The organism is Lactobacillus delbrueckii subsp. jakobsenii ZN7a-9 = DSM 26046 (genome assembly GCF_001888925.1).
Lineage (GTDB): Bacteria > Bacillota > Bacilli > Lactobacillales > Lactobacillaceae > Lactobacillus > Lactobacillus delbrueckii.
Window position 1 is genome coordinate 1,350,673 of record NZ_CP018218.1, and the last position, 24,265, is coordinate 1,374,937.

The 24,265-nt window shown below is 47.9% G+C and carries 16 protein-coding genes, 3 pseudogenes and 1 other annotated feature; of the genes and pseudogenes, 10 read left to right on the forward strand and 9 right to left on the reverse strand.

The features are described from left to right. Positions 1 to 138: 138 nt before the first annotated feature. The 3 genes from LJ046_RS06975 to LJ046_RS06985 all read right to left on the reverse strand — a co-directional run bounded on the left by LJ046_RS06975 (position 139) and on the right by LJ046_RS06985 (position 4,117). Positions 139 to 1,569 (reverse strand): NADP-dependent glyceraldehyde-3-phosphate dehydrogenase, encoded by a 1,431-nt coding sequence (locus tag LJ046_RS06975; RefSeq protein ID WP_002880378.1) that lies wholly within the window; start codon positions 1,567 to 1,569, stop codon positions 139 to 141. Positions 1,570 to 1,669: 100 nt separating this feature from the next. After that, positions 1,670 to 3,190, reverse strand: a complete 1,521-nt coding sequence (locus LJ046_RS06980) for an ABC transporter permease/substrate-binding protein (RefSeq protein ID WP_035176923.1) — start codon at positions 3,188 to 3,190, stop codon at positions 1,670 to 1,672. Positions 3,191 to 3,193: 3 nt separating this feature from the next. Further along, the gene (locus LJ046_RS06985) at positions 3,194 to 4,117 is read right to left on the reverse strand and encodes an ATP-binding cassette domain-containing protein (protein ID WP_002880384.1); all 924 of its coding nucleotides are present in this window, start codon (positions 4,115 to 4,117) and stop codon (positions 3,194 to 3,196) included. Between the two features lie 329 nt (positions 4,118 to 4,446). Here LJ046_RS06985 and LJ046_RS06990 point away from each other — a divergent pair, with 329 nt between their 5' ends. Then, the gene (locus LJ046_RS06990) at positions 4,447 to 4,905 is read left to right on the forward strand and encodes an Rrf2 family transcriptional regulator (protein ID WP_002880387.1); all 459 of its coding nucleotides are present in this window, start codon (positions 4,447 to 4,449) and stop codon (positions 4,903 to 4,905) included. A gap of 27 nt (positions 4,906 to 4,932) precedes the next feature. After that, positions 4,933 to 5,792 (forward strand): annotated as a pseudogene (locus LJ046_RS06995) (SDR family oxidoreductase). A 335-nt stretch (positions 5,793 to 6,127) separates the two neighbouring features. Here the strand turns inward: LJ046_RS06995 and LJ046_RS10445 are convergent. Then, complete coding sequence (locus LJ046_RS10445) at positions 6,128 to 7,270, reverse strand: hypothetical protein (RefSeq protein ID WP_231127999.1); 1,143 nt, start codon at positions 7,268 to 7,270, stop codon at positions 6,128 to 6,130. Between the two features lie 386 nt (positions 7,271 to 7,656). On the opposite strand from LJ046_RS10445, the gene LJ046_RS07005 reads away from it, so the two are divergent. Together LJ046_RS07005 and LJ046_RS10035 are read left to right on the forward strand one after the other, a co-directional pair. Beyond that, positions 7,657 to 7,878, forward strand: a complete 222-nt coding sequence (locus LJ046_RS07005; RefSeq protein WP_002878394.1) for a helix-turn-helix domain-containing protein — start codon at positions 7,657 to 7,659, stop codon at positions 7,876 to 7,878. A gap of 384 nt (positions 7,879 to 8,262) precedes the next feature. Then, a pseudogene (locus LJ046_RS10035) lies at positions 8,263 to 8,535 on the forward strand (IS110 family transposase); the annotation flags it as partial. A 347-nt stretch (positions 8,536 to 8,882) separates the two neighbouring features. Here the strand turns inward: LJ046_RS10035 and LJ046_RS07020 are convergent. From LJ046_RS07020 to LJ046_RS07030, 3 genes and pseudogenes are all read right to left on the reverse strand, one after another. Next, positions 8,883 to 14,591, reverse strand: a pseudogene (locus LJ046_RS07020) (S8 family serine peptidase). A 450-nt stretch (positions 14,592 to 15,041) separates the two neighbouring features. Beyond that, complete coding sequence (locus tag LJ046_RS07025; protein WP_002878402.1) at positions 15,042 to 15,545, reverse strand: GNAT family N-acetyltransferase; 504 nt, start codon at positions 15,543 to 15,545, stop codon at positions 15,042 to 15,044. 73 nt (positions 15,546 to 15,618) lie between these two features. Then, positions 15,619 to 16,119, reverse strand: coding sequence for a hypothetical protein (locus LJ046_RS07030; protein ID WP_002878403.1), 501 nt, complete (start codon positions 16,117 to 16,119; stop codon positions 15,619 to 15,621). A 435-nt stretch (positions 16,120 to 16,554) separates the two neighbouring features. On the opposite strand from LJ046_RS07030, the gene LJ046_RS07035 reads away from it, so the two are divergent. The 3 genes from LJ046_RS07035 (at position 16,555) to asnS (ending at position 19,925) form a co-directional block, all read left to right on the forward strand. Further along, positions 16,555 to 17,169: a DedA family protein gene (locus LJ046_RS07035; RefSeq protein WP_002878404.1), complete on the forward strand. Its 615-nt coding sequence runs from the start codon at positions 16,555 to 16,557 to the stop codon at positions 17,167 to 17,169. Positions 17,170 to 17,232: 63 nt separating this feature from the next. Further along, positions 17,233 to 17,464, forward strand: a binding site (T-box leader). A gap of 70 nt (positions 17,465 to 17,534) precedes the next feature. After that, the gene (asnA, locus tag LJ046_RS07040) at positions 17,535 to 18,551 is read left to right on the forward strand and encodes an aspartate--ammonia ligase (RefSeq protein WP_002878405.1); all 1,017 of its coding nucleotides are present in this window, start codon (positions 17,535 to 17,537) and stop codon (positions 18,549 to 18,551) included. Positions 18,552 to 18,626: 75 nt separating this feature from the next. Further along, positions 18,627 to 19,925 carry an asparagine--tRNA ligase gene (gene asnS, locus LJ046_RS07045; RefSeq protein WP_002878408.1) on the forward strand — a complete coding sequence of 433 codons (1,299 nt, stop codon included), beginning with the start codon at positions 18,627 to 18,629 and terminating at the stop codon, positions 19,923 to 19,925. Positions 19,926 to 19,988: 63 nt separating this feature from the next. Here the strand turns inward: asnS and LJ046_RS07050 are convergent, their stop codons facing one another. Then, positions 19,989 to 20,579: a sugar O-acetyltransferase gene (locus LJ046_RS07050; protein ID WP_002878600.1), complete on the reverse strand. Its 591-nt coding sequence runs from the start codon at positions 20,577 to 20,579 to the stop codon at positions 19,989 to 19,991. A 335-nt stretch (positions 20,580 to 20,914) separates the two neighbouring features. On the opposite strand from LJ046_RS07050, the gene LJ046_RS07055 reads away from it, so the two are divergent. The 3 genes from LJ046_RS07055 (at position 20,915) to LJ046_RS07065 (ending at position 22,622) form a co-directional block, all read left to right on the forward strand. Then, positions 20,915 to 21,751, forward strand: coding sequence for a site-specific integrase (locus LJ046_RS07055; protein ID WP_002878601.1), 837 nt, complete (start codon positions 20,915 to 20,917; stop codon positions 21,749 to 21,751). Positions 21,752 to 21,794: 43 nt separating this feature from the next. Beyond that, positions 21,795 to 22,361 (forward strand): signal peptidase I, encoded by a 567-nt coding sequence (gene lepB / locus LJ046_RS07060; RefSeq protein WP_002878602.1) that lies wholly within the window; start codon positions 21,795 to 21,797, stop codon positions 22,359 to 22,361. Positions 22,362 to 22,430: 69 nt separating this feature from the next. Further along, positions 22,431 to 22,622, forward strand: a complete 192-nt coding sequence (locus LJ046_RS07065; RefSeq protein WP_002878604.1) for an LBP_cg2779 family protein — start codon at positions 22,431 to 22,433, stop codon at positions 22,620 to 22,622. A 386-nt stretch (positions 22,623 to 23,008) separates the two neighbouring features. Here the strand turns inward: LJ046_RS07065 and pepT are convergent, their stop codons facing one another. Continuing rightward, positions 23,009 to 24,247 (reverse strand): peptidase T, encoded by a 1,239-nt coding sequence (pepT, locus tag LJ046_RS07070; RefSeq protein ID WP_002878607.1) that lies wholly within the window; start codon positions 24,245 to 24,247, stop codon positions 23,009 to 23,011. Positions 24,248 to 24,265: the final 18 nt, after the last annotated feature.

The window sequence follows — 24,265 nt, forward strand, 5'->3', positions numbered from 1 at the left end:
TTCTTTTGTTTAATTTACCATTATTTCTGAAAAAATGCTAACAAAATAATTAGACTTTTTAAACTTTTACAAAACAAAAAAAGTCCGCCAAAGCGGACTTTCTCAAGCAGACATCTTGTCAAATTTACTGTTTTAAAATTAGCCTTCAATGTTGAAGACAACGGACTTGACCCGGGTCATGGCTTGAATGGAGTACTTGACCCCCTGTACGCCTGCCCCTGAGCTCTTTACGCCCAGGAATGGGAAGTTGTCCGGACCTCTTTGGGTCTTGTTGTTGATGTGGACTGTGCCCACTTCCAATTTTCCTGAAATGGCAAAGGCTTTTTCAAAGTTCCGTGAGAAGACGGAGCTTTGCAGGCCGTATTCTGATTCATTGGCAATCTTGACAGCTTCGTCAGCTGACTTGACGCGGATGAATGGCAATACTGGCCCAAATGGTTCTTCCCAGGCCAGGCGCATGTCAGTCGTCACTTGGTCCATGACCATTGGGTAGATCAGGTTGCCTTCGCGCTTGAAGTCAAACAAAGGCTTAGCGCCCTTTTCTGCGGCTTCTTCAATTAAGCCTTGTACGTAGTCGGCAGACTTAGTGTCGATCAAAGGAGTGATGTCGGCATCCTCTTCTGGCATCCCGACCGTCAAATCCTTGACCAAAGCAGTCACCTTTTCAACCAATTCGTCAGCCACGCTGTCCATGACCAGAACCCGCTTAACGGCGGTACAACGCTGGCCGGAGTAGCCAAAGGCGCCGGCAACGATGTTCTTGGCCGTCAAGTCCAAGTCAGCGTCTTCCAAGACGATGGCCGCGTCCTTGCCGCCAAGTTCCAGCATAATTGGCCGCATCCCGGCCAGTTTGCCGATGTTCTTGCCGACAGCACTGGAACCGGTGAAGTTGATGAAGTTGACTGCCGGGTGTTCAACGATGTAGTCGCCGATAACCCGGCCCCGGCCGGTAATGGTGTTAAAGACGCCGGCTGGCAGGCCAGCTTCGGCGAAGGCTTTGGCCAAAAGCAGACCGGAGATTGCCCCTTGTGTCGGCGGCTTGAAGGCCACCACGTTCCCGCCCATCAAAGCAGGCGCGATCTTTGAGCCGGCCAGGTTAACCGGGTAGTTGAAGGGTGAAATTGCCAAAACCAGGCCGACTGGTTCCCGGCGGACAACAGCCAGCTTGTTCTTGCTTGCCGCTTCAAAGTTGCCGCCTTCCATAACTTCCCCGTCCAAAGTTACGCCGACCTTGGCCGTGTATTCAACGATTTCCGCCGTCCGGGTTACTTCGCCGATAGAGGACTTGAGGCCCTTGGCGATTTCCTTGGACAAGGTAGAACCGATCTTTTCAGCATCCCGGTAAAGGATGTCCGCAGCCTTTTGCAAGTATGCGGCCCGTTCAACGTATGAGAGGGCCCGCCAGGCTGGAAGGGCCTTTTTGGCGCTGTCCATTACGTAGTCCACATCTTCGTGGGACATGGCAGGTACAGTACCCAGGGACTTGCCAGTTGCTGGTTCGAAAATTTCAATCGCGTCAGCGGAGTCCCGCCATTCGCCATTGACATAGTTTAAATAGTGTTCTGTCAAGAGAGCAACTCCTTTCATGGATGTAATCACATCTACATTTTAATGCTTTTCTAACTATTTTCAAGCTTTTTTGCAGAAAAAGTACCTACCAATTTTCTAATTAGAGCAGACCATGCTGCTTCAGGTACTGGCGGGCCACCTTGCTGGCGCTCTCGTGCTTGACGGTCACCTCGTAGTTCATTTCCTGCATTTCAGCTTCAGTAATCTTGCCAGCAAGCTTGTTCAGGCTTTTGACGACGCCGGGATGCTTTTGGGCAAAAGAATTTTTCAGCAAAGGCGCCCCTTGGTATGGCGGGAAAAAGCTCTTGTCATCCTTTAAGGCGACTAAGTCATACTGCTTGATCTGGGGATCGGTCGTATAGCCGTCAACGACTGCGACCTTGCCGCTGGCAATTGCCTTATAGCGCAGAGCAGGTTCCATAGTTTTAACCTTGAAGTTCAGGCCATATTCCTTCTTTAATCCCAGGTAGCCATCCTGCTGGTTGGCAAAGTCCGGGTCAAAAGCAGCGGTTAAGGAAGCGTCCACTTTCGCCAAGTCGCTTAAGCTCTTAATATTATGTTTCTTGGCAAAAGCCTTCGTAACCGCCAAGTCGTAGCCGTTCTGATAGTTCATTGGCGGCAGGTAAGTCAGCTGGTCCTCCTCAGCCATCAGCTTTTTAGCCAGCTGGTAAGTTTTAGCCGGGTCATGCGGAGTGGCCACCTTCTTTTTAGCCAGGCCTTGCAGAACCGTCCCGGTAAATTCCGGATAGATGTCGATTTTGCCTGTCTTTAAGGCATTGAACAGGAAGCTGGTCCCGCCAAAGTTGTTCTTAAGGGTCACCTTGACATGAGGATTGTCCCTTTCAATCAAGTCCTTGTACATGTTGATCAAAATGTCTGGTTCACTCCCCAGCTTGCCAGCGATGACGACTTCCTCTTGCTTCGGGGTAAAATGTTTCGGAGCCTGGCTAACTCCTAAGCCAATGGCAAAAATTGCCAGGACGGCGGCTGTGACACGGAAGTGCTTTTTGGATGAGGCCATGAACTTGAGCAGGCCAGACATGGCCAAAGTCAAGACAGCTGACAGACCAGCCCCGATCAAGATATAGGTGTTGTTGTTTTGCTGGATCCCGATCATGATGTAGGTCCCAAGCCCGCCGGCCCCAATCATGGCAGCTAGCGTGGCTGTCCCAATAATCATGACTAAGGAAATGCTGACGCCGGAAAGGATTATGGGCAGGGCAATGGGGAATTCCAGGCGGGATAATTTTTTCCAGCGGCTTAAGCCAAAGGCATCGGCCGCTTCTTCCAAGTTGGGATCGATATTTCTTAAAGCCGAGTAGGTATTCTGGTAGATTGGCATGATCCCGTACGCAGTCAAGGCGATCAAGGCCGGAGTCGTCCCGATTCCGACAAAAGGAATCAAGAGACCGAGCAGGGCCAGACTGGGGATGGTCTGGATGATACTGGTGATCTGGAAGACCACTTCCCCGGCTCTTTTGCTGTGGGCCAGGAGCATCCCTAAAGGAATGGCGATCAAGCAAGAAAGCAAGAGAGCTTCCATGGATAAGAGCAAGTGCTCACCTAAAGCCTGCCAGATCTGCCCTTGGTGCGACGATATAGTATTGATCAATTCACTCATCTCTTAGTCCCCCCATTTTCCAAAGTAGTGCAACAGGTCGCTGGACTTGATTTGGTAACCTGCTCCCTGGTAGGCAAATTGCAAAAAGCCAGCTTTTTCAGCTAATCCCGTGACTTCTTCGACTTCCTCAACTTCCGGCAGATTCTCTTCTGTAATTCTATTTACGTATGGACTAGCCAAAAGCTCAAGCATAGTGCCCAGCCGTGGCCGGGCGCTCTTGAAGAAGTCAGCCACAAAGGAGTTGGCGGGCTTTTGCACGATTTCTTCCGGGTTGCCGACTTGCAGCAGGCAGCCATCCTGGATAACCCCGATCCGGTCCCCTAAACGCAAGGCTTCCTGCATGTCGTGGGTCACGAAGACAACCGTGGTCTTGCTTTGCCGGTGCAGGTCAAGTAGGAGCTCTTGCTGCTGGCGGCGCAGGACCGGGTCCAAGGCACTGAAGGATTCGTCCATCAAGATCAATTTGGGCTGGCTGGCCATGGCCCGGGCGATAGCGACCCGCTGCTGCTGGCCGCCTGAAAGTTCTTTGGGCAGCCGGGAGATATACTTGTCCCCTTCCAGGCCAACCTGGGCCAGTAATGCTAAGGCCCGCTTCTTTCGTTCAACCTTTTTGACTCCGGCTTCTTCCAGCTGGATAGTGATATTGTCGCCAACCGTTAAGTTAGGAAAAAGGCTGCTAGTCTGAAGGACATAGCCCATATGCAGGCGGAGCTGGCGCAGGTCGTGGTCTTTGACTCTTTTGCCGTCTAAGTAGACATCGCCATGAGTTGGTTCTGTTAAACGGTTGATCATTCTGAGCAAAGTCGTTTTCCCGCTCCCGCTGGGGCCGACTAAGACAAAAAGCTCCCCGTCATTGATTGTAAGATTTATCTGCTTCAAGATGACATTGTCTCCATAGGTCATCCCGACATCGCGGTATTCGATCATTTTCCCCTCCATCTCGCAGGGCATTCATGTAACTTAAATGGTTTCTCGACTTAGCATAAACTCTTTCTTAGCCATTGTAAAGGTAAAAGCTACAGCTTTCCTCTTTTTCTTGGCCAGGAATCTATAATAGTTTCTCATCCTTCTATCTTGGGCCAGCTAGTTATAAGAAAAGTGTAAAAGCAGTACTATGCTTAGTCGATATCGTCCAGGCGGGTATAAGCTTCATTCTGCTCTTGCTGACAAAGAACTTGATTTTAGCAATTTCAGTTACTATACTGGTAATTAGATAAGTTACATGACTTGCCTAATTATTTGGGAGAGAAAAACAAATGAAAGTATCAACCCGCTTTAGTGACAGCATCCACCTTTTGACCTTTCTCGTGATCTACAAAGGAAAGACCACTCTGTCCAGCAACATCATCGCCAGTTCTTTAAATACTTCGCCAGTTGTGGTGAGACGGTTAATGTCGAATTTAAGGGATGCCGGCTTTATCAAGACGACCCATGGGTCACCGGATCCAGAGCTATTAAGGGAGCCAAAAGACATCAGCCTGCTGGAAATCTATCTGGCAACTGAAGGTAAAAGTCCCCTTTTTGCAATCGACCGCGAAACAAATCCGGACTGCATTGTCGGCGGCAACATCCAGCCAACCTTGACCGACTACTTTTCCCACGCGGAGATCGCGGCGGAGGCGGTTTTAGGTAAGATCAGCCTGCAGGACGTGATTGACACAATTTTGGTTAAAGAAGCAGCAAAAAAGCAGGCAGAAAATAGTAAAGAAGAATAAGCGGAGAAAAATTGTAAGGAAGTCAAAATGAAATACACGATTACTGGCGCAACCGGCCACTTAGGCAGAGAAGTCGTTAAAGAATTAAGCAAATTAGCTGATAGCAAGAATATCCGCCTGGCAGTCCGCAGCCCGCAAAAGGCTGAAGATTTTGCAAAAGCCGGCTATGAAGTCATGCACAGCGACTACTACGATGTTCCATCAATGGTCGAAGCTTTTACCGGGACGGATGTCCTAATTTACATTCCTAGCATCACTTATAACGTGAGCAAGCGGATCGAGGAATTCGAGAATTCACTTGAAGCGATGAAGGAAGCCGGAGTCAAGCACCTGGTTGACGTCAGCTTCATGGCTGACCAGGCTAATAATCCCTTCCAGATGGCAGGCTATTACGCCTACCTGCCAGCCCGTTTAGCTTCAGCAAATTGTCCTATGCCGTGGTCAAAAATTCTCTTTACGCTGACCCCTTGGTCCCATACCTGCCGGAGTTGATTGCAAGAGGCAATGTGATCTACCCGGTTGGCGATCAGGCGATTAGCTTTATCTCAAGAAAAGACAGTGCGGAAGCTATTGTCAATGTCGCTGTCCGGCCTTACCTCAGAGACAAGGGGCAGATTTACCTTTTGACCCAGGAAAAGAACTATAACATGGTTGAATTAAGCCGGATCATGACTGAAGTTACCAGAGAAAAGATCGGCTACCAACCGGTCAGCCTAGAAGAATTCGCGAATATCTACCGGGCTGAAGGCGACGGGGATGAACTGGCCTCCATGTACAAGGCAGCAGCCATGGGCTTGATGGACGGAGTTACTGATGACTTCACCCGGATCACGGGCCATACCCCACAGAATATGAAGGACTTTTTGGCAGAAAACTATAAGAAGTAAGATGAATCAGTATTAACAGCAAAGAAATTGGATGTGCGCGGTGAGGCCAAACAGAATTTACAGGCGGAGGATTTGATGGGGTTGTTTTCAGATTAAGCGTGAGGCATGAATCGGTTAGTTTGTGAGCATTAACGTGGTACCGGTAATTATTCCGCTTTTTGGAATGCTTACTGGTGCCGGGTTAAGCGAAACTAGCAGCCTTTTGATCCATGTTTCGGCACCACTAAAAAGCCATGACTATTCTCAAACTGGGAATAGTCATGGCTTTTGCGTTGTGCAGAATAAGTCGTATCTTGACGCGCTACACATTAATGTTTCTTATTATCTATCAGTGGTTACTGAGCGTTTAAAAAGGTAGCGCCAGTCCAAACGTTATTTTGATAACTGTAAATCGTCATGCCACCATCAAAATGGTAGAACCAAGTGGAACCGTTTAGAAAAGGTGCGTCAAGTTTGACGGAAGGGTCGGTTGGCTTAACCACACCGTAGAAGGTGGTGTCTGTTAAAGCGTAGTAATAGCCATCTGGATATAAGCCGTTTGAAGTCAAGCCTTCAAAAGTACCTTTAAAATACAAGTTTTGTCCTTTATAAGTTACGGGTATAGCTGGGTCACCAGCGTTCTTACCGGTTAAGGCCGTTGTAATGCCATCGGGATAAGCAATTACGCTGGTATCACCTTGTAATGGTGTGGCGGCAATGGTAGTTAACTCTTTAGTGGTATATAGGTAAGTATTAGTACCAGTATAAATAGTGTGAACAGCTTTACCGGCGAATGGGGTGTCAACGGTTGGATTAGTAGTTTCCGAGCTAGAAGAGCTATCTACCGTAGCTGATTCAGAGTTGGAACTAGCGGCAGCCTTGTCTGCAGCGGCTTTATCTGCGGCAGCCTTATCTGCGGCAGCCTTGTCTGCAGCGGCTTTATCTGCAGCGGCTTTATCTGCAGCGGCTTTATCTGCGGCAGCCTTGTCTGCAGCGGCTTTATCTGCAGCAGCCTTGTCTGCAGCGGCTTTATCTGCAGCAGCCTTGTCTGCAGCGGCTTTATCTGCGGCAGCCTTGTCTGCAGCGGCTTTATCTGCAGCGGCTTTATCTGCGGCAGCCTTATCTGCGGCAGCCTTATCTGCGGCAGCCTTGTCTGCGGCACCCTTCTTGATTGCCTTCTTCACCGGCTTTTTGGCAACAGGCTTCTTGACTGCCTTCTTCACCGACTTTTTAGTCGTCTTCTTAACTGACTTCTTTGCTGGCTTCTTGGCAGCAGTTTTCTTGACTACTTTCTTAGTAGCCTTCTTCTTAGTAGTCTTTTTGGCTTTTTTCGCCTTTTTAGTACTCTTCTTGACAACTTTCTTTGTAGATTTCTTAGCCTTCTTGGTGGCCTTTTTCGCGGCCATGGCAGTTGGTGCGGCTTCTACTGCAGGTACAGCAGCCCCCAAAAGAGCCAAGGCAACAGAAATCTTGCTGATAGCTTTCAGTTTATTACCCATGATTCTTTCCTTTCACTCATTATTTGATAATTAGACACCCCCCTATTTTTTATCCAACAGTCCTGTTTGTCAAATTACTTTTACGCAAATAAATCATCCATGTATTGCGACCGCTTCATCCCAAGAGTGGCGCACAACTTAAGACGATACCAAAAAAGCATAACTCCAATCTAATATCGGAATCATACTTTAATAGCATAATCTAAATTTACCTAAATCATCACAACACTATTATTTCTTCTTGCGCGAAGATTTCAGAGATTTCTGATAAGCCTTGTAAGCTTTGGACAATTGCTGGTTGACCTTCTTGACCTTCGCTACCTTGGCAGTAGCTTCATCATAAGCTGCTTGACTGCTATTTACATTTTCCTTAGCAGTATCGATCTGTGGCTTACCTCTCCCTCAGCCGGACGGAAGACCGCTTGTACAGCTACTTAAGCGACCTGGCCCTAGCTAAAGGCAGCGACACGATCACCCTGCCGCTGGCCTTAAAGGACCTGGCTGCCTACCTGGGCACAACGCCAGAAACTATCTCCCGGATGTTTGCCAAATTGATTAAAAAAGAGCAAGTTAAAAAGCAGCATGCGAGTCGCTACCAGCTGCTCTAAACTCTCCACAACTCGAAAACGTTAAGTACAAAGTTAACATATCTCAAAATCGCGAAGAATTACTACTCTCAAGACGCCGCCCCAGCCAGGGCGGCGTTTTTTGACTACTTAAACTTCCCACACCAAAAACATACTAATCTAGTGTTGGATGATTACTCGACGGAGTAATCGTTCAACACTTTTTCTTTTACTATTTAAAGTGGAAATGAAGCCAATGCCGTGTGCTGTTTGGACACACGATGTCGTAATAAAAACTGGCAGCTTCACCATTCAATTGAGAATCTCGTCTAAGTATGTTGGCCATTAAAGTCCTGTTGAGAAAATTAGATCTGATTGGATTAGGTGAAGGCAGCTCATCTCCAAGTAAAGCGGAAGTTTATTCTTATGGATTTATTGAAAACTGTTTTCGGTATTGATGTTAGCAGCCGGAAGTCTAACGTATGCATTATGGTCAATGGCCAAAAAGTTAATGACTATGCCATCTCCAACGATACGGGAGGCTTCAATCAGCTGCTAGATGACCTTAAACAGGTTACCAACCCGCAAATTATCTTTGAAGCAACTGGCGTCTACTCCAGAAGACTCCAAGCGTTTTTGGACATGCACGAATTGCGCAATGTCATGATGAACCCGCTGGAAGCCAAAAGAAAGACAAAGTCCATCTCAGCAATCCACATCGGTAGCTCTTTTTCCTTTAAGCCGCCCCACTTGATGGAATTGCCCTGCCGCTTTGGCACATGTGTAAAGTCATATTGCTTTTCTGCCATTTTTGTTACCTCAATAATAAATTATCTTTTTTCGCTATCTATTTTATCTACAAGGTAAGCATCTTCACATTTTGGAAAATTTACCGTCATACATACTTAAGTTCTCTGGCCCTTGTAAAGAAAGCAAAGTCTCATCCAGTTGAGGTATGTAGATTATATCATCAAACTAACAACCCGTTCTCTCTCCTTGCCTATAACGAGAAAAACAGGTTCCTTTCGGAACCTGTCTCCCTCTAATTACAGCACATTTGCCTTAACATATCTGTTTTTGCCAATTCGGTAGTAGTACTTGCCATGAAGCTTCTGTTTCTTGCTTAAAAGCTTAACCTTCTGCTTCTTTTTCAGATGGCCAACTACCTTCCCTTTCTTGTTATAGACCTTGGCATTCTTCCTTGCGCGAACTTGCTTAACCTTCTTAGTCTTTTTCGGCAGGCTGCTTGCCAGAATATATCTGTTCTTGCCAACCCGGTAGTAGTACTTGCCATGAAGCTTTTGCTTCTTGCTTAATAGCTTGACGCTAGTCTTCTTCTTAAGCTTGCCAACTACCTGGCCCTTCTTATTGTAGACTTTTGTCAGCTTAGTCAACTTGACCTTCTTGTAAGTCTTAGTCTTCTTAACTGTCTTCTTGCTTGCCTTCTTAGAAGCCTTCTTGTTCTTCTTAGCATTAGTCTTCTTCGCGCTACTCTTTGAAGTCGTCTTGCTGTCAGTCTTCTTATCATCCTTGTCAGATGACTTACTATCGTCCTTGTTTTCCGGCTTAGACTCGGCAGTCTTTTCTTCAACAACCTTCTTGACTTCGTAAACGACAACAGCAGATTCGTTGTCGTCCCCGTCGCGGTACTTGAACATAGCCCGGTCGCTGTCAGTCAGCTTAACTTTGCCGTCAACCTTTGACCAATCCTTGCCATCAGTTGAGTAAAGCAAAGTTACTTTTCCGTCAGCATCCTTTTCAGCCTGTTCAACGTTGCCAGCCTTAACCTCAACACTCTTATCAGCTTCAACCGTGCCAGTCAAATCTGGAGCGGGCAGCTTCCGTTCTACCTTGACCACGCTGGTGTATACTTGGCTCTCATTGCCAGCGTCGTCATAGCTCTTGAATTCCACAGTTCCGTTGTGAGTCAGCGTAAAGGCATCCTTGTAGTCAGTCCAGGTCTTGCCACCATCAAGGCTGTACTTGATGTGGTTGAAGTCCTGGTCAACATCCTCCTTGTCAAAAGCAAGCTCAGCCTTGACCTTGCCTTCTCCATCCGGAGTCAGCTTCAATTCCGGCTGGGCAGCGACTTCCTTGACGATATTCTTGACTTCATAAGTCGTAACCTTTGACTCATTGCCGTAAACGTCTTGGTACTTGAACTCAACCTTTCCGTTTTCGGCTACCTGAACAGTATCCTTGTCCAGCTTGGTCCAAGTCTTGCCGTCAACTGAGTAGTAGAGATCAGCCGCCTTAAACTTGCCAGCAGACTTTTGTACATCGGACAGATTTTCGACCTTCAGCTGAACAGCTTGGTTAGTCTTCTTGCTTTCTGAAGCGGAAACCTCCGGTGCCTCAAGATCTGCCTGGTGGTTGTACAGGGTAAAGTCTTGTTCAGTTTCGTTGCCACTGATATCAGTCAAAGTGACCTTGACCTTCCGGGATCCGTCTTTCTCAGCCTTGATCGGGTAGCTGACCTTGACTGCATCCCTATTCTTAAAGAAGTCTTCGTTAAACACATCGTAAGTCTTGTCTTGGTAGGCTGTATCGCTGCCAACTTGCAGGGTGTATCCGCTCAAGTTGTCATTGATCGTTGCCTTAAGATCGTAAACATCCTTGTTGGTGTAGACAGCCAACTGGCCATCCTCACCTAAGGACATCCCTTCCAATTGCAGGCTTGGCGCTGTTAAGTCAACCCAGAGCTTGTAGCCCCATTCGACGACTGGCTTGCCGTCATTAAGCCGTGGATCTTGCACCAGAGCAGTCAATGAATTGTTGCCGTTCTTTAAGTCTTTGATCGTGTAGCTGAACTTCAAAGTATCTGGGTCGTACTTAACGTCATCCCCGTTTAACTGGAAGCGGGCGACTGGGTACGCGAGTTTACCCGTTATTGTGAAGCTGTGGTTCTTCTCATCGTAACCCGGCGTCATCTTACCAATAACCGTCAGATCGCTGGCGATATTGTCAAAAGTCAGCATATGCTTATTGTAAGTGTAACTTCTAGCGGTGAAAATCGTTACGTCCTTCTTTGTAACATTGCCATCCGCATCAGTTGCCGTCAGTTCAAAAGGATTGTCACCGTAGTTCAAGTCAACCTTTTGTGAGAACTTGCCGTTCTGGTCAACCGTTAACTCAGTCTTACTCTTGTCAGACAAGTTTGTCAGTTCCAGTTTGCCGATTTCGCCAAGACCAGATACCGTCCCGGATAAAGTATAGGAATCATCCTTAGCCAAAATGCGGCCTGAGCTTTCTTCGTCAACGCTGACTTTCGGTCCTTCAGCCTTAACAGTGAAGTTGACTGCTTCAAGGGTTTGGTCCCCATTCTTGATCAAAAGCTGGTTTTGTCCATCCTTGACTGGCAGCTTAACTTCAAAGTAGCCATCTTCATCGCTCTCTGCCTCGACATCATTAAACTTAAGCTTGGCATTCTTCTTGTAAGTACCGGTTACAGTGTAAGTTTCTTTCTCTTGATCGTAAGCCGTGCTTTGACTAGTGATCTTTTGACCGTCGGCTAAGTTAAAGAGAAGAAGCTTGTTATCAGCATCGTCATTTTGACTGGAGAAAGTTGCAGCATAGCCAACATTGCCGGCATAGTCAGCCAAAACAGTTTCTACTTGGTTCTTGCCGTCCTTAAGTCCAGTCAAGGCAGTCGTTGACTCGTAAACATCACTTTCTCCCTTAACCGGAGCCAGCGCCAGCGTCTGCTTTTCACCGTTTACTGCCGCAACAAACATTGTCATGTCAAGACCGCTGCCGGAATCCTTAGCCTTCAAACGGAGCTTGCCATCTTTGGTAACCTGCAAGTCACTCACTTCTGGCGCTTGGGTATCAACCTTGACAGGGATGTTCAATTCCTGCTTGCTGCCGCCAGTTGCTGGGGTAAATTCAACCTTGTAGATGTATTGCCCATCCTTGACGACTTGGCCGTCAGCGTCAGTGCCATCCCACTTATCCAGTGAGTGGGTTGTCCACTTGCCGCTTGAAGAATTGTAGTAATCTTTAGTTCCCCCTTTGTTAAAGCCCAAGCTCTTAACTTTGTTTCCTTGAGCATCAGTAATCGTTTCCGTGTATTCCTTGTAGTTCCGGTCAAAGAAGAGAACAGGATATGCGTAGTCCCGGCTACCATCGCCATTTGGTGAAATCGCGATCAGATCAGGATCAGTATACTTGCTGTAATCATCACCCTCATAGCCAGTGTAACCGAGAATATCATTGTTGTTAGAAGCCATGACGCCAACCAGGGATTGAACTGTGTTGATTAGATTTGAATTGCCACCTTCATAAAGCATTGGTGCGCTGACACTCGCTTGACTGTAGCTGCCGAAAAAGCCCATGTATGGAAGAACCAGGTTTGGTGTTGCCTGGTCTTCTGCTTCAAAGCCAACATAGCCTTCAACAAAATTTTGCCGCTGGAAACTGTATGGCAAGGTCAAGGTAAAGCTTACATCCACGCTTTCGCCAGGCTGGACAGTTACCTTTGGCGTCTCCGTCGTCAGCTGTCCCTTAACAATCTTTGTGTCATAGATTTCGCCACTCTTCGCTTCGGTTGCCTGGGTGTATGGACCGCCATAATTATCAACTGCATAGGTCTGGGTCTTCTTGCCATAATTGGTCAAGGTAACCTTAAATGTCGTCTGCCGGCCAATTTCTTTCAAGGCTGCTGCCCCGTTGCCGTCGGCTGCCTTAACCTCAACCGTATTGTTGATGGCATCTTTAACATTGATTTCGCCACTCCCTTGCCGGCGGGGAGAAATAATTTCCTTGGTATGCTCAGTGTCATAGACGGGGTGCGAAGTGTTCATGGCTGAATTCTTAGCAAATTGTACTAATTTTTCCCCGGACAAGTTCAAACCTTGTTTCTTGATACCTTGCAAAATTAATGCTTCTGAACCTGCGACAAATGGTGAAGCCATTGAAGTCCCACTCATTTGCTGGTACTTGTTGTCGTTGGCCAGCGAGTAGATCTTCCCGCCTGGAGCAGTAATTTCTGGCTTGAAGTCGAGTTCCGGCGTTGGTCCCCAGCTAGTAAAGTCGCTCATCTTTCCCGCGCTGGGGTTATCGATTAAAGCAGTACCGAATTTCAGCTTGATGCTCTTACCTGCTTTTGCTGCATTAGCCAGAACTTCCCCATCAGCCTTACTCATCCCCAAGGTTGGGAAGGTCTTGTCGTCCAGTGACATTGAAATTAAGCCGTCATCCTTGTTATTGTAAATGACGATCCCTGCCGCGCCAGCTGCCTTGGCATTGGCAGCTTTCTCTGAGAAGGTGTAAGATCCCCGTTCAACAACTGCAAGTTGTCCCTTAACCTCAGCCTTCTTTTCAGCAGTATAGTCATTTGCACCGCCCAAGCCCATGTCAACAAGCTTAAGCTTCTTGGTTAAAACGGAATAGTTGCTTTCCAGCTGGGTTGTTACTGGTGCAACACCCTCTTTTGAGCTAAAGGTGACCTCACCGAGTTCGTCTTTAACTGTGTCGGTGGTCACCTTGCTGTTTTCAGCAGAGGCAACCGTCAGGGCATCTGGCGTAACCCCTGGAGCGCCAACAGTACTGAGTTCACTTGTCCCAGTATTATTGACTGGATTGCCATCTCCGGTCGACCCGGCAACACCGGAGTTCCCAGCAGAGATAACATTAATGACGCCAGCCTCCGATGCCTTTGCTATGGCTTGTTGCTCTGGATCACTTGGATCGACATCTGATGAAACTGAGCCCAAACTCATGTTGATAACGTTGGCCCCCAGCTTAACTGAATCTTCGATCGCGGAAATGATGTCGTCATCATAGGCTCCAGAATTCTTGGCATTGTTGGAGAAGACATTCATCGCCAAAAGCTGGGCATCAGGAGCAACACCTTTGACTTGGCCATTGGCCCCGGCAATCCCAGCCACGTGCTGGCCGTGCATTTCGCCAGACCCATTGTCCACGATTTGGTCGTTCTTATCAGCGTAGTTATAGCCGTAAGGAACCTTCTCCGTGTAATACTTCCCATGACCTAGCTTACTCTTGTCGCTTTCAACCTCACTCTTACTCAATGCGGTGCTGACGCCACTGTCCAACTTCAAGTCCTGGTGGCTGGAGTCAATCCCGGTATCAATGATCGAAATGACCATACCTTCACCCTTGAGCTTTTGTTCTTGCCAAACGTCCTGCACTTGGGCCATTTGATCAGCACTCTCATCGGTCGGGTGGTAAACCTTGACAGGCGTAACGTTTTTAATCTGGGGCAGATCCTTAACCTTGTCGATATCGTCTAAATCCATATCGATTGAAAAAGCATTGACCAAGTAGCCGAACTGCCGGCGGACCTTGTTGCCGGTCATTTCTTCTACCTGCTTGATAACCTTTTCTTGACCATCCTTGACTTGGTCACTTGCCTGCTCAATCTTTTTCACTGAGGCAGCTGATCCAGTCGGCTTACTGGTGTGATCAAATGCCGCTGACTTGTTCAGACTGACAATCACCCGGACCGAGGACTCATTCTTCTTGCTGACATCTTGGCCAGAAGCCTGTCTTTGCTCTTTAGCAGCCTCTTGGAACTTGCTTTAACTATTCTTAGCGTTATAGCGCTGCTCTTGCTGCAAGTACTTAGTCAATGCTGCCCGGCTAGCCGACCGTGGACTAACCGTTTCTTGACTGGCAGCTTGAACAAAAGCGGCTGACTGGAAAGTTCCCGCCAGTGGACTCGCTGATAGGAGCAGTGCTGCCGCTAGTTCAGCCACTTTGTTCAAATGGCGTGCGGATTTTTTCTTCTGCATCTGTTTCCGTAACTCCTTTAGACAAATAAATATTTTTATTAGCAAGCCTTTCATCACACAGCTTTAGCTCACTAACAATTTCATAATCATACCATGGCTTAAATTAAAATTAAGTGTTTTTTAGCAGAATTTTAAATCAAACAGTGGAAAAGTAATTTCTAAACGCCAAAAACAAAAAGCACATTATTTCAGCAATACGCGAGAAAATAACGTGCTATGAAGTTAAAAAATACAAAATACTAACTTAAAGTTGATTCGCTAAGGTTGTGGTATAGTGTTACCTTTTTGATTATAATAACACAGTTCCTATTTAAACATAGTTCTATCAGCTTTTTCATTTAAGAAAAGAATATTGAAAAATTTTAGCTATAGCTCTTTAAGTTAGATTTACATTAAAGCGCTTCACTTATAAAGCAAAAGAAAAAGCAACCAGCACCTGCTGACCGCTCTCTAGTCTTCTATCATTTTGATCATGTTGTACCAGATTTCCCCGGCATGCTCTGACGCAGCTTGTCCGTGATTGACGTAGCCATTCTTTTCGTAAAATGGCACCCGGTCTTCCAGACAGGTCAAAGCGATCCGCCCCGGCTTCATTTCCTTAGCGGTCTCCGCGAATCTATCTAAAAGCTGGCTGCCAATCCCCTGGCCCCGGTAATCCGGATGAACCGCGATGGTCAAGACCATTTGGTTGCTGCCGGGACCTGCCAAACTCTCTGTCTCTTTTTCATACATCCAGTCCTCGATGTAGTCATACTTGCTGTCAACGACTGGCCTGGTAATAAAGCCCACGACCTCTTCTTCCAAATTTCTGGCGACCAAAAAGCTCCCGGTAAATTTCTGAATTCTCTCTTTATACTGAGCCGGACTGCCTGCTTCTGCCTCATTGAAACCAGCTCTTTCAATTTCCACGATCCTGTCTAAATCTGCCGCTCTTGCATGGTCAAATTTCAGCATGCTCTTCTCCTTGAATGCAAAAAGCACGCCTCTGTCAATCCAGAGAACGCGCTATTCTTTTTAAAATTGTCTGTTAGATAGCCATCGCGTTAACTTCAGCAGTCACGCCCAGCTTAGCTGAAACCAAGGCTGGAGTGTTAGCATTCTCAGCTACAGCGCTGCGAACTTGCTGGTTCTTGTCTTGGGCCAGCTTCTTCAGGACAGCTGCGTCTTCGCTCAGCTTAGCTGCCAGGATCCGCAGACTTGCGTAGTTTGAGTTAGTTTGCTTGCCCAAGAGAGCAACCCATTCCTTCTTAGCTACGATTTGGTCCAGCTTCAGCCATTCAGTGACCTTGCACTTGCCAAAGTCAGTTACCTGGCCCCAGCCACTTACTTCGTAAATGGTGATGCCTTCTTCACTTGGGTATTGGCTGGCGTTGACAACAGCGTCTTCCAGCTTTTCGTAGATAGCCAGGTAGCGGTTGTGGTAGGTCTTGCCTGCCAGGTAGCTGCGGCCTTCACGGAAAAGCTTGCCTTCCTTAGCTGAGAATACAAGATAGCCCTTAACTGCTTGTTCGATAGTTACGTTAGTCATATTTACCTCTCCTTGAATAAATTTAATGACTTAGTATAGTACGAATGATATTCAATTTTCCCGGCATCAAGATTCGCCTCTGGCTCGAGAAAAAAGCTTGTAAGCATCTTCTCTTTGTTTCCATCAAGCATTTCCTTAATGCGTTGAAACGATTATAACAGACTCTTTCCTAAAAGTGTGCATAAAAAATATTTTCAGTCTTTTTTTGCTTATTTCAACTTCGCTATAGCCAAAAACCACTTCATTTAGCTTAGTGCTTTAAAAAATAAAGTTAAATGCTTGTAAAGTAATTCCAAATTATCTCTTAAAATCCTTGGCGGAGCCCCCTTTTCCGCTCTTTATTCTGTTATCCTAAATAGGCAAAAGGTACAAGCAAGACAAGCTCCCTTGTACTAAACAGTCACAAACTTAAATAGATTAGAGGTAATACAGGTCATGAACGAGACAATCACGCAGCTGATTCAAAACTATGGCTATGTCGCCGTTGCCTTGTTGATTGCAGCTGAAAATATTTTTCCCCCAATCCCTTCCGAACTGATCCTGACCTTTACCGGTTTCCTGACCCTGTCAGCCAACCTGTCTGTCCCGGGAGCCATCATCGCCTCCACGATCGGTGCCTTCATTGGCGCGGTAACTCTCTATTGGGTCGGCACCTTCTTTGACCAAGACCGCCTTTCCCGCTTCGCCGCCAGCGAGGTCGGCCGCCGCTTCGGCCTCTCCCCGGAGAAAATCACCAAGACGGAAAACTACTTTAACAGCCACGGCCGGGCAGCCACCTTCTTTGGCCGCTTTATTCCAGTCGTCCGCAGCTTAATCTCCCTGCCAGCCGGGATGAGTCGCTTCTCTTTAGCCCGGTTCAGCTTCTACACCATCCTGGGCACGGCAATCTGGAACACGGTCTTGATCTACGCCGGCCGCTTTGCCGGCAATGCCTACCAGCAAGTGGTTCAGGAATTTGAAGGCCTTAGCTTGATCGTGTTAATCGCCTTCTGCGCCATCGCAGCCGCTGTCTACTTGCTCAAGAAGAAGGGCTTGATCTTTAAAAAATAATTTTTTCGCCTTTGATCTTGACAAAAATTAAATCCGTATTAGAATTTTACTTAATCAAATAAGTCAAAAGATGAGAAAGACGAGTAGGAAAGCACAATCTTGCAGAGAGTTGCCAGCTGGTGAAAAGGCAACAGACCCTGGCTTTCTGAATAACACTTTTTCCAGATCGCCGGCTGAAGTCACAGTAAGCCGTGCCGCCTGCAGGACGTTACCCTGCTAGAGCATGTTGGTGCTCGAAGTGGTTCGTTTAGAACAAGGTGGGTGGTACCGCGGAAAGAAGCCTTTCGTCCCTGTAGTTTTTGGGGATGAGAGGCTCTTTTTATGCCCTTTTGGCAAGTATTAGATTTTTTGCAGAGGCAAGAGATATGGCTAAATTAGTTATTCCAAGTGATTACGATCCGAAAACGACCATCCGCGAAACGGAAAAGGCAATCCGCTACATCCGGGAAACCTTCCAGACTGAATTCGGGACCGCGATGAATCTGGAAAGAATTTCCGCTCCTATGTTTGTTAAGAAGTCTTCCGGCTTAAACGACAACCTCTCTGGCTGGGAAAAGCCGGTTTCCTTTACCCTGCACGACGGGGATGAAGGCGAATTGCAAATCGTCCACTCCCTGGCCAAGTGGAAGCGCTGGGCTCTCAAGTACTACGGCTTCGGCCACGGTGAAGGCCTCTTCACCAACATGAACGCCATCAGAAAAGACGAAGAAGTTTTGGACAACCTCCACTCCGTTTACGTTGACCAATGGGATTGGGAAAAGGTCATCGACAAGAGCGAACGGACGGAAGCAACCCTCCGCCAAACTGTCCAGCGGATCTTTGAAACCATCAAGGGGATGGAATACCACGTCCGTGCCCTCTACCCGCAAGCCGCCTACCACCTGCCAGAAGAAATCAGCTTTGTAACCAGTGAAGAACTGGAAGCCCGCTGGCCATCCCTGACCCCAAGCGAACGCGAAGACAAGATCTGTCAAGAAAAGGGCGCAGTCTTCTTGGAACACATCGGCGGCGCGCTCCCGCTTTCCAAGAAACCGCATGACCTCCGGGCACCAGACTACGATGACTGGACTTTGAACGGTGACCTCCTCTTCTGGTACGAACCCCTTCAGCGGGCCTTTGAAGTCTCCAGCATGGGCATCCGGGTCGATGAAGACCGCTTGCAAGAGCAGCTGAAGCTTGCCGGTGCTGAAGACCGGTTAGACCTGCCTTTCCACCAAGCCCTCTTAAAGGGTGACCTCCCTTACTCCATCGGCGGCGGGATCGGCCAGTCAAGACTTTGCATGCTACTTTTGGGCAAGGCCCACATCGGTGAAGTCCAAGCCAGCATCTGGCCTGACGAGATCGTAGAAAAGTGCCAAGCAGCCAAGATCCAGCTTCTGTAAGAAAGCTAGTTAAGCAAAAACAGGAAGAATATAAGAGCAAGATAGACAATAAAATATCGAGGTAAAGAGATAAACATGACAGAATTGATTTCAATCAGAGAATCAAGCAAGCACGTAGATGAAGAAGTCAGAATGCACGTCTGGCTGACCGACAAGCGGTCCAGCGGGAAGATCGTCTTCCTGCAATTAAGAGACGGTACGGCCTTCTTCCAAGGCGTTGTCCGCAAGAACGATGTCAGTGAGGAAGTTTTTGAAGCAGCCAAGGGCCTGCGCCAGGAAGCGAGCTTCTACCTCACCGGGACCATCCATGAAGACGTCCGATCCCACTTTGGCTACGAAATCCAGATCAGCGACCTGGAAGTCGTCTCAAACAATGAAGGCTACCCGATCACCAACAAGGAACACGGGATCGACTTCCTTCTGGACCACCGTCACCTCTGGCTGAGAAGCCGGCGGCCATTCGCCATCATGCAGATTAGAAATCGGATCTTCAAGGCTACGGTCGACTTCTTTGAAAACGAAGGCTTCGTGAAGTTTGACGCTCCGCTTCTGATGCACTCAGCGCCAGAAGGGACCACGGAACTCTTCCACATCGACTACTTCGACCACGACGCTTACCTGTCACAATCCGGCCAGCTTTACGGGGAAGTCGGAGCAGAAGCCTTCGGCAAGATCTTTACCTTCGGGCCAACCTTCCGGGCGGAAGCTTCCAAGACCCGCCGGCACTTGACTGAATTCTGGATGATGGAACCGGAAATGGCCTGGATGCACCAAGATGAATCCCTAGACTTGCAGGAACGCTTCCTGTCTTACGTGGTTGGCCAGGTTTTGGAACACTGCGAATACGAATTAAGCATCCTGGGCCGGGACTTAGACAAATTGCGTCCAGCCGCTGAAGGCAATTATACCCGCTTGTCCTACGATGACGCGGTTAAGATGCTGCAAGAAGCTGGCAAGGACTTCAAGTGGGGCGACGACTTTGGCGCGCCAGATGAAGCCTTCCTGTCAGAGCAATTTGACCGGCCATTCTTCATCGTTAACTACCCAGTAGCAATCAAGCCATTCTACATGAAGAAGAACCCGGAAAACCCATTGACTTACCTCTGCGCCGACGTGGAAGCGCCAGAAGGCTACGGGGAAATCATGGGCGGGTCAGAACGTGAAGCTGACTACGACACCTTGAAGGCGCAAATCGAAGAAGCGGGCCTCAACCTGGACGACTACTCCTGGTACCTGGACCTGAGAAAGTACGGCAGCGTGCCACACTCCGGCTTCGGGATGGGCTTTGAACGGGTTATTGCCTGGATCTGCAAGCTGGACCACGTTCGTGAAGCTGTCCCATTCCCAAGAATGATCAATAGAATGCAGCCATAATATATACGAAAAATAGCTTGGAGAAAATCAATCTCCAAGCTATTTCTTTGCTGTTAGTATCTCTTACTTCTTCCAGTTTAAGTCACTGCTTTTATCAGCTTCAGTGATTTCCCGGATAACCCGGCAAGGGTTGCCAGCGGCCACGGAGTTGGCCGGGATGTCTTTAACAACGACGCTGCCGGCGCCGATCACGGAGTTGTCACCGATTGTGACGCCAGGCACCACCCGGACTCCCCCGCCGATCCAGACATTGTTGCCAACAGTAATCGGGTAGGCATATTCCAGGCCGGTATTTCTTCTGGCCGCGTCCAGCGGGTGGCCGGAAGTGTAGAAGCCGCAGTCAGGGCCGATGAAGACATTGTCGCCAAAGGTCACTCCCCCAGCATCCAGAACGGTCAAATTATGGTTGGCGTAGAAGTTGTCGCCAACCTTGATATTCCAGCCATAGTCGCACCAGAAGTTGGATTCGATGTGACAGTTTTCCCCGCTTTGGCCCAGAATTTCCTTTAAGAGTTCCTTCTTTTCCGCTCCAGCCGGCAATTGGTTGTAGCGGAGGCACTTGGCCTTGCAAGCAGTCAGTTCCGTCACCAGGTCTTCGTCTTGGCCAGGATTATAGACCTGGCCAGCCAGCATTTTTTCTTTTTCAGTCGGCATTTCTTTCCTCCAGCCCCTGCCAAATCTTTTTAACAGTAGCAAGCGACAGATAAGCTGAATAGATAAACATCAAGGCGATCATCTTTCTTACCTCGTTCTGAATGCTTTTTATCCATTTTTAGTTATCTTGCTTGTTATTTTACTCTAAGAGTTATTTTTGATCAATTAACTATTTGGCCAAAGGAGCCAGAAAGTTAATCGAACACTTTATTAAGCCAGCAGACCTTTTGCTAACATTGTTTTGTTGGGCGCGGCAAAGCCGCGCAATGTGTGTTATAATTATTGTAGTAACAATTAGGATAGTTAAAATAGTGGTAAAAAAGAAAGGAGCAACTATGTATCCCCACCAGGAAGGTTTTGAGAATTGGTGCCGGGGTCCGCAAAGACTCAGCCCCAAGTCAATTGAGAACGCCGATTACTGTTTGGACCACTTCTTTACCTATGCAGAAGTGAATTTCCCATCCAGTGACGTTAATGAAATCACGGCCAGCAATGTCCGTGACTACCTGCAGCAGTTGGCGACTAAGGAAAATTTGCAGGTCACGACCGTCAACAAGTATGTCTCCTACATTAAAAAGTACTTCTACTACCTGGCCCTGGCCGGAATTACCCCAAGCTATCGTTTACTAGACCTCAAGGGCTACTCTTTTGAGCGGCGGAAGACCTATGTGATCGACTGGCCAGAGCATTTGCCTGCCCTTATCCCCTATGTCAAGCAGCCGGTGACTCTCTGGCTGCTGCAGCTTTTTGCCCTGGGCTATCAGGCTAAGGAACTCTTAGGGATTCGCTATAGCGAGGTGAAAGATAATTTGGGCGAGATGACTGACTACCTGACTGGCACACTTTCCTTTGAAAAGGACCCGGATCCTTATATCTTCGCCTCCAGGTCCGGTGAACCATATGCCAGTACCAACAACATCATGCAGCTGGTCAAGACCGACAAGGATCTCCTCTCCCCCATGCCAATCACTCTGACCAATCTCCGCCTCTCTTATGTCTATTCCTTGATCAGCCAGCAGAAGTATTCTGACAAGGAACTCCTGGAGATTTTCCGCTGCCCGCCAAAGCGTCTGGCTTACTACCAGTACAACGCTGCCCAGTGTAATCTCATTCCATTTTCTGAAGAGATACTAAAAAAGGCCGGCCCAAACGCCGCCCCTGCAAGAAAATAGGCTATAATAAGTTAATAGTCAGTAAAAGGAGATTTTTTATCAAATGAAGAAAAAGAATAAGCAAGCAGCTGAAGAAGAAAGCTGGGGTAAATTTTTCCGGGACGTCCTGGTCATGTTCCTGGTCTTTGTCTCAATTTATTATGTTGTCTTCTCCTTCTTCTTAGCCAATGAAGTGGTGTCTGGCCCGTCCATGCAACCGACCTTTGAAGACGGCGACCGTTTGATTGCCGTGCGCCACTTCACTCCTAAGAGAAATGACGTTGTCATCATCAAGGCGCCGGACCAGGCAAACGCCATGTACATCAAGCGGGTGATCGGGCTGCCAGGCGACACGGTTCAGTCCAAGAACGACGTCCTCTACATCAACGGCAAGAAGACGGCCCAGCCATACTTGAACAACAAGTACAAAAAGGCTGACCATTTAGCCGGGGTCTACTACACCAGCAACTTCAAGATCAAGCTGAAGAAGAACCAATACTGGGTCATGGGTGACCACCGGGACGTTTCAAAGGACTCCCGCTACTTCGGCCCAATCAAGCGGAGCAATATCTTGAGCAAGGTAGTTCTGCGCTACTGGCCAGTTACCCAGATCAGCAGCGACTTTTACTAAAAAATTCTGAAGCTCCCTCAACAACTTTTCAAAAAATGGTAAAATGAAGTTATTAAGGAGTGAAGATCAATGAAACCAGAAGAACTTTCGGATGCAATTATCGAGTTTCAGAGCAAGCACGCTGTGAGCGATACTACCCTGGCCTTTGCCAGTCACCTCTCAGTGGAAAAGGTGCACGCCATGAAGCAAGGGCGGGGCAACTTTACCAGCGATGAAATCAATCAGATGCTGGACTATCTCCAGAGCTATCTCCAAAGCTAAATGTAAGCAACCGGGCCAAACGGCCCGGTTTTCTTTTGCCCTTTTTTCTCTGCTTTTCCCCTCTCTCATTTCTTTTTATCACTTCATTGTTTCACGCTAACCATTTTGCATTTTGCGTAAAGTGTAAAATAGCAAAAAGCTTGTTATATCAAGGATAACTGCTGTTATTTTCTTAACAGCTGCCATTTTTATCATTTAACTTTAACACACAATCACAAGCGATAGAGCTTGCTATTACAACATTTCTCTTTCCAGCCCTGTAAGCCTTTTTCTCCGTTTTTTGTTCCACGGGCTCTTTTTGCCCTATCCCCGGCCAAGTTATTCACAGGTAAAAAATAAGAGCCGCCCTAGGGCAGCTCTTATTCTACAGTTATTCTCTTCTTGTCTTACTTGTTCCGTTCAGCTTGCAGTTCAGCCATCTTGATCATGACGTCAACAGCCTTCCACATTGATTCCAGAACCGTGTATTCGTAGCGGCCGTGCATGTTTTCTTCCCCGGCAAAGAGGTTCGGGCATGGCAGACCCATGTAAGTCAGTTGTGACCCGTCCGTACCCCCTCTGACTGGTTCTTCATTGATTTCAGTCAAGCCGCAGGCTCTGTATGCATCCCGGGCCAGATCAATGATTTCCATGTGCTTGGCCAGTTCATCAGCCATGTTGTAGTACTGGTCCCACATCTTCAGCTTGATTCTTTCCCCATACTTGGCGTTGAGTTCAGCCACCTTTTCCTTGACCAGGTTCTTTCGGGCTTCCAGGCCGTCGCGCTTGAAGTCACGGATGATGTAGACCAGGTGGGCGTTGTCAACCGTACCAGAGAAGTCCATCAAGTGGTAGAAGCCTTCTTCACCTTCAGTCTTTTCCGGTACTTCGTCTTGCGGCAGGGAGTTCTGGAAGTCGATCCCGACTTGAATGGCGTTGATCATCTGCCCCTTGGCTACAGCTGGGTGCACGTTAACGCCTTGGATGTCCAGTTCAAACTGAGCTGCTGAGAAGGTCCCCCAGTCCAGCTTGCCTGGGCCCTCCCCGTCAACCGTAAAGGCAAAGGCAGCGTTGAAGTCTTCCACGTCAAAATGCTGAGCACCAGTGCCGATTTCTTCGTCTGGCGTGAAGCCCAGGCGGATTTCCCCGTGCTTGATTTCCGGGTGAGCCAGGAGGTATTCAGCAAAGGTGACCAGTTCGGCATCCCCGCACTTGTCATCCCCGCCCAAAAGGGTGTCACCGGAAGCAGAGATAATGGTCTGCCCCTTGTACTTCTTCAAGTTCGGGAAGACGGCCGGGTCCAGGTAGAATTCGCTGTCGCCCAATTGGATCTTGCTTTCCCCGTCGTAGTTTTCAGTAATCTGCGGCTTAACGTTTTCTGAATTGAAATCAGCCGTGTCGCAGTGGGCCAAGAAGCCCATAACCGGCACGTCCCAGTCAACGTTGGAAGGAATAGTTGCGATGACCGTACCGGCCTTTTCATTGTAGTGAACGTCACTTAAGCCCAGTTCTTCCAGTTCCTTCATGATGACCATTTGGTAGTCCACTTCTCTTTGGGTGGATGGGAAGCGGTCAGCATGTTCATCTGACCGGGAGTTGATCTTGACGTACTTCAAAAATCTTGGCAGTAAAGTCGGGTATTCCATCTTTTTCTCCTTATTCTT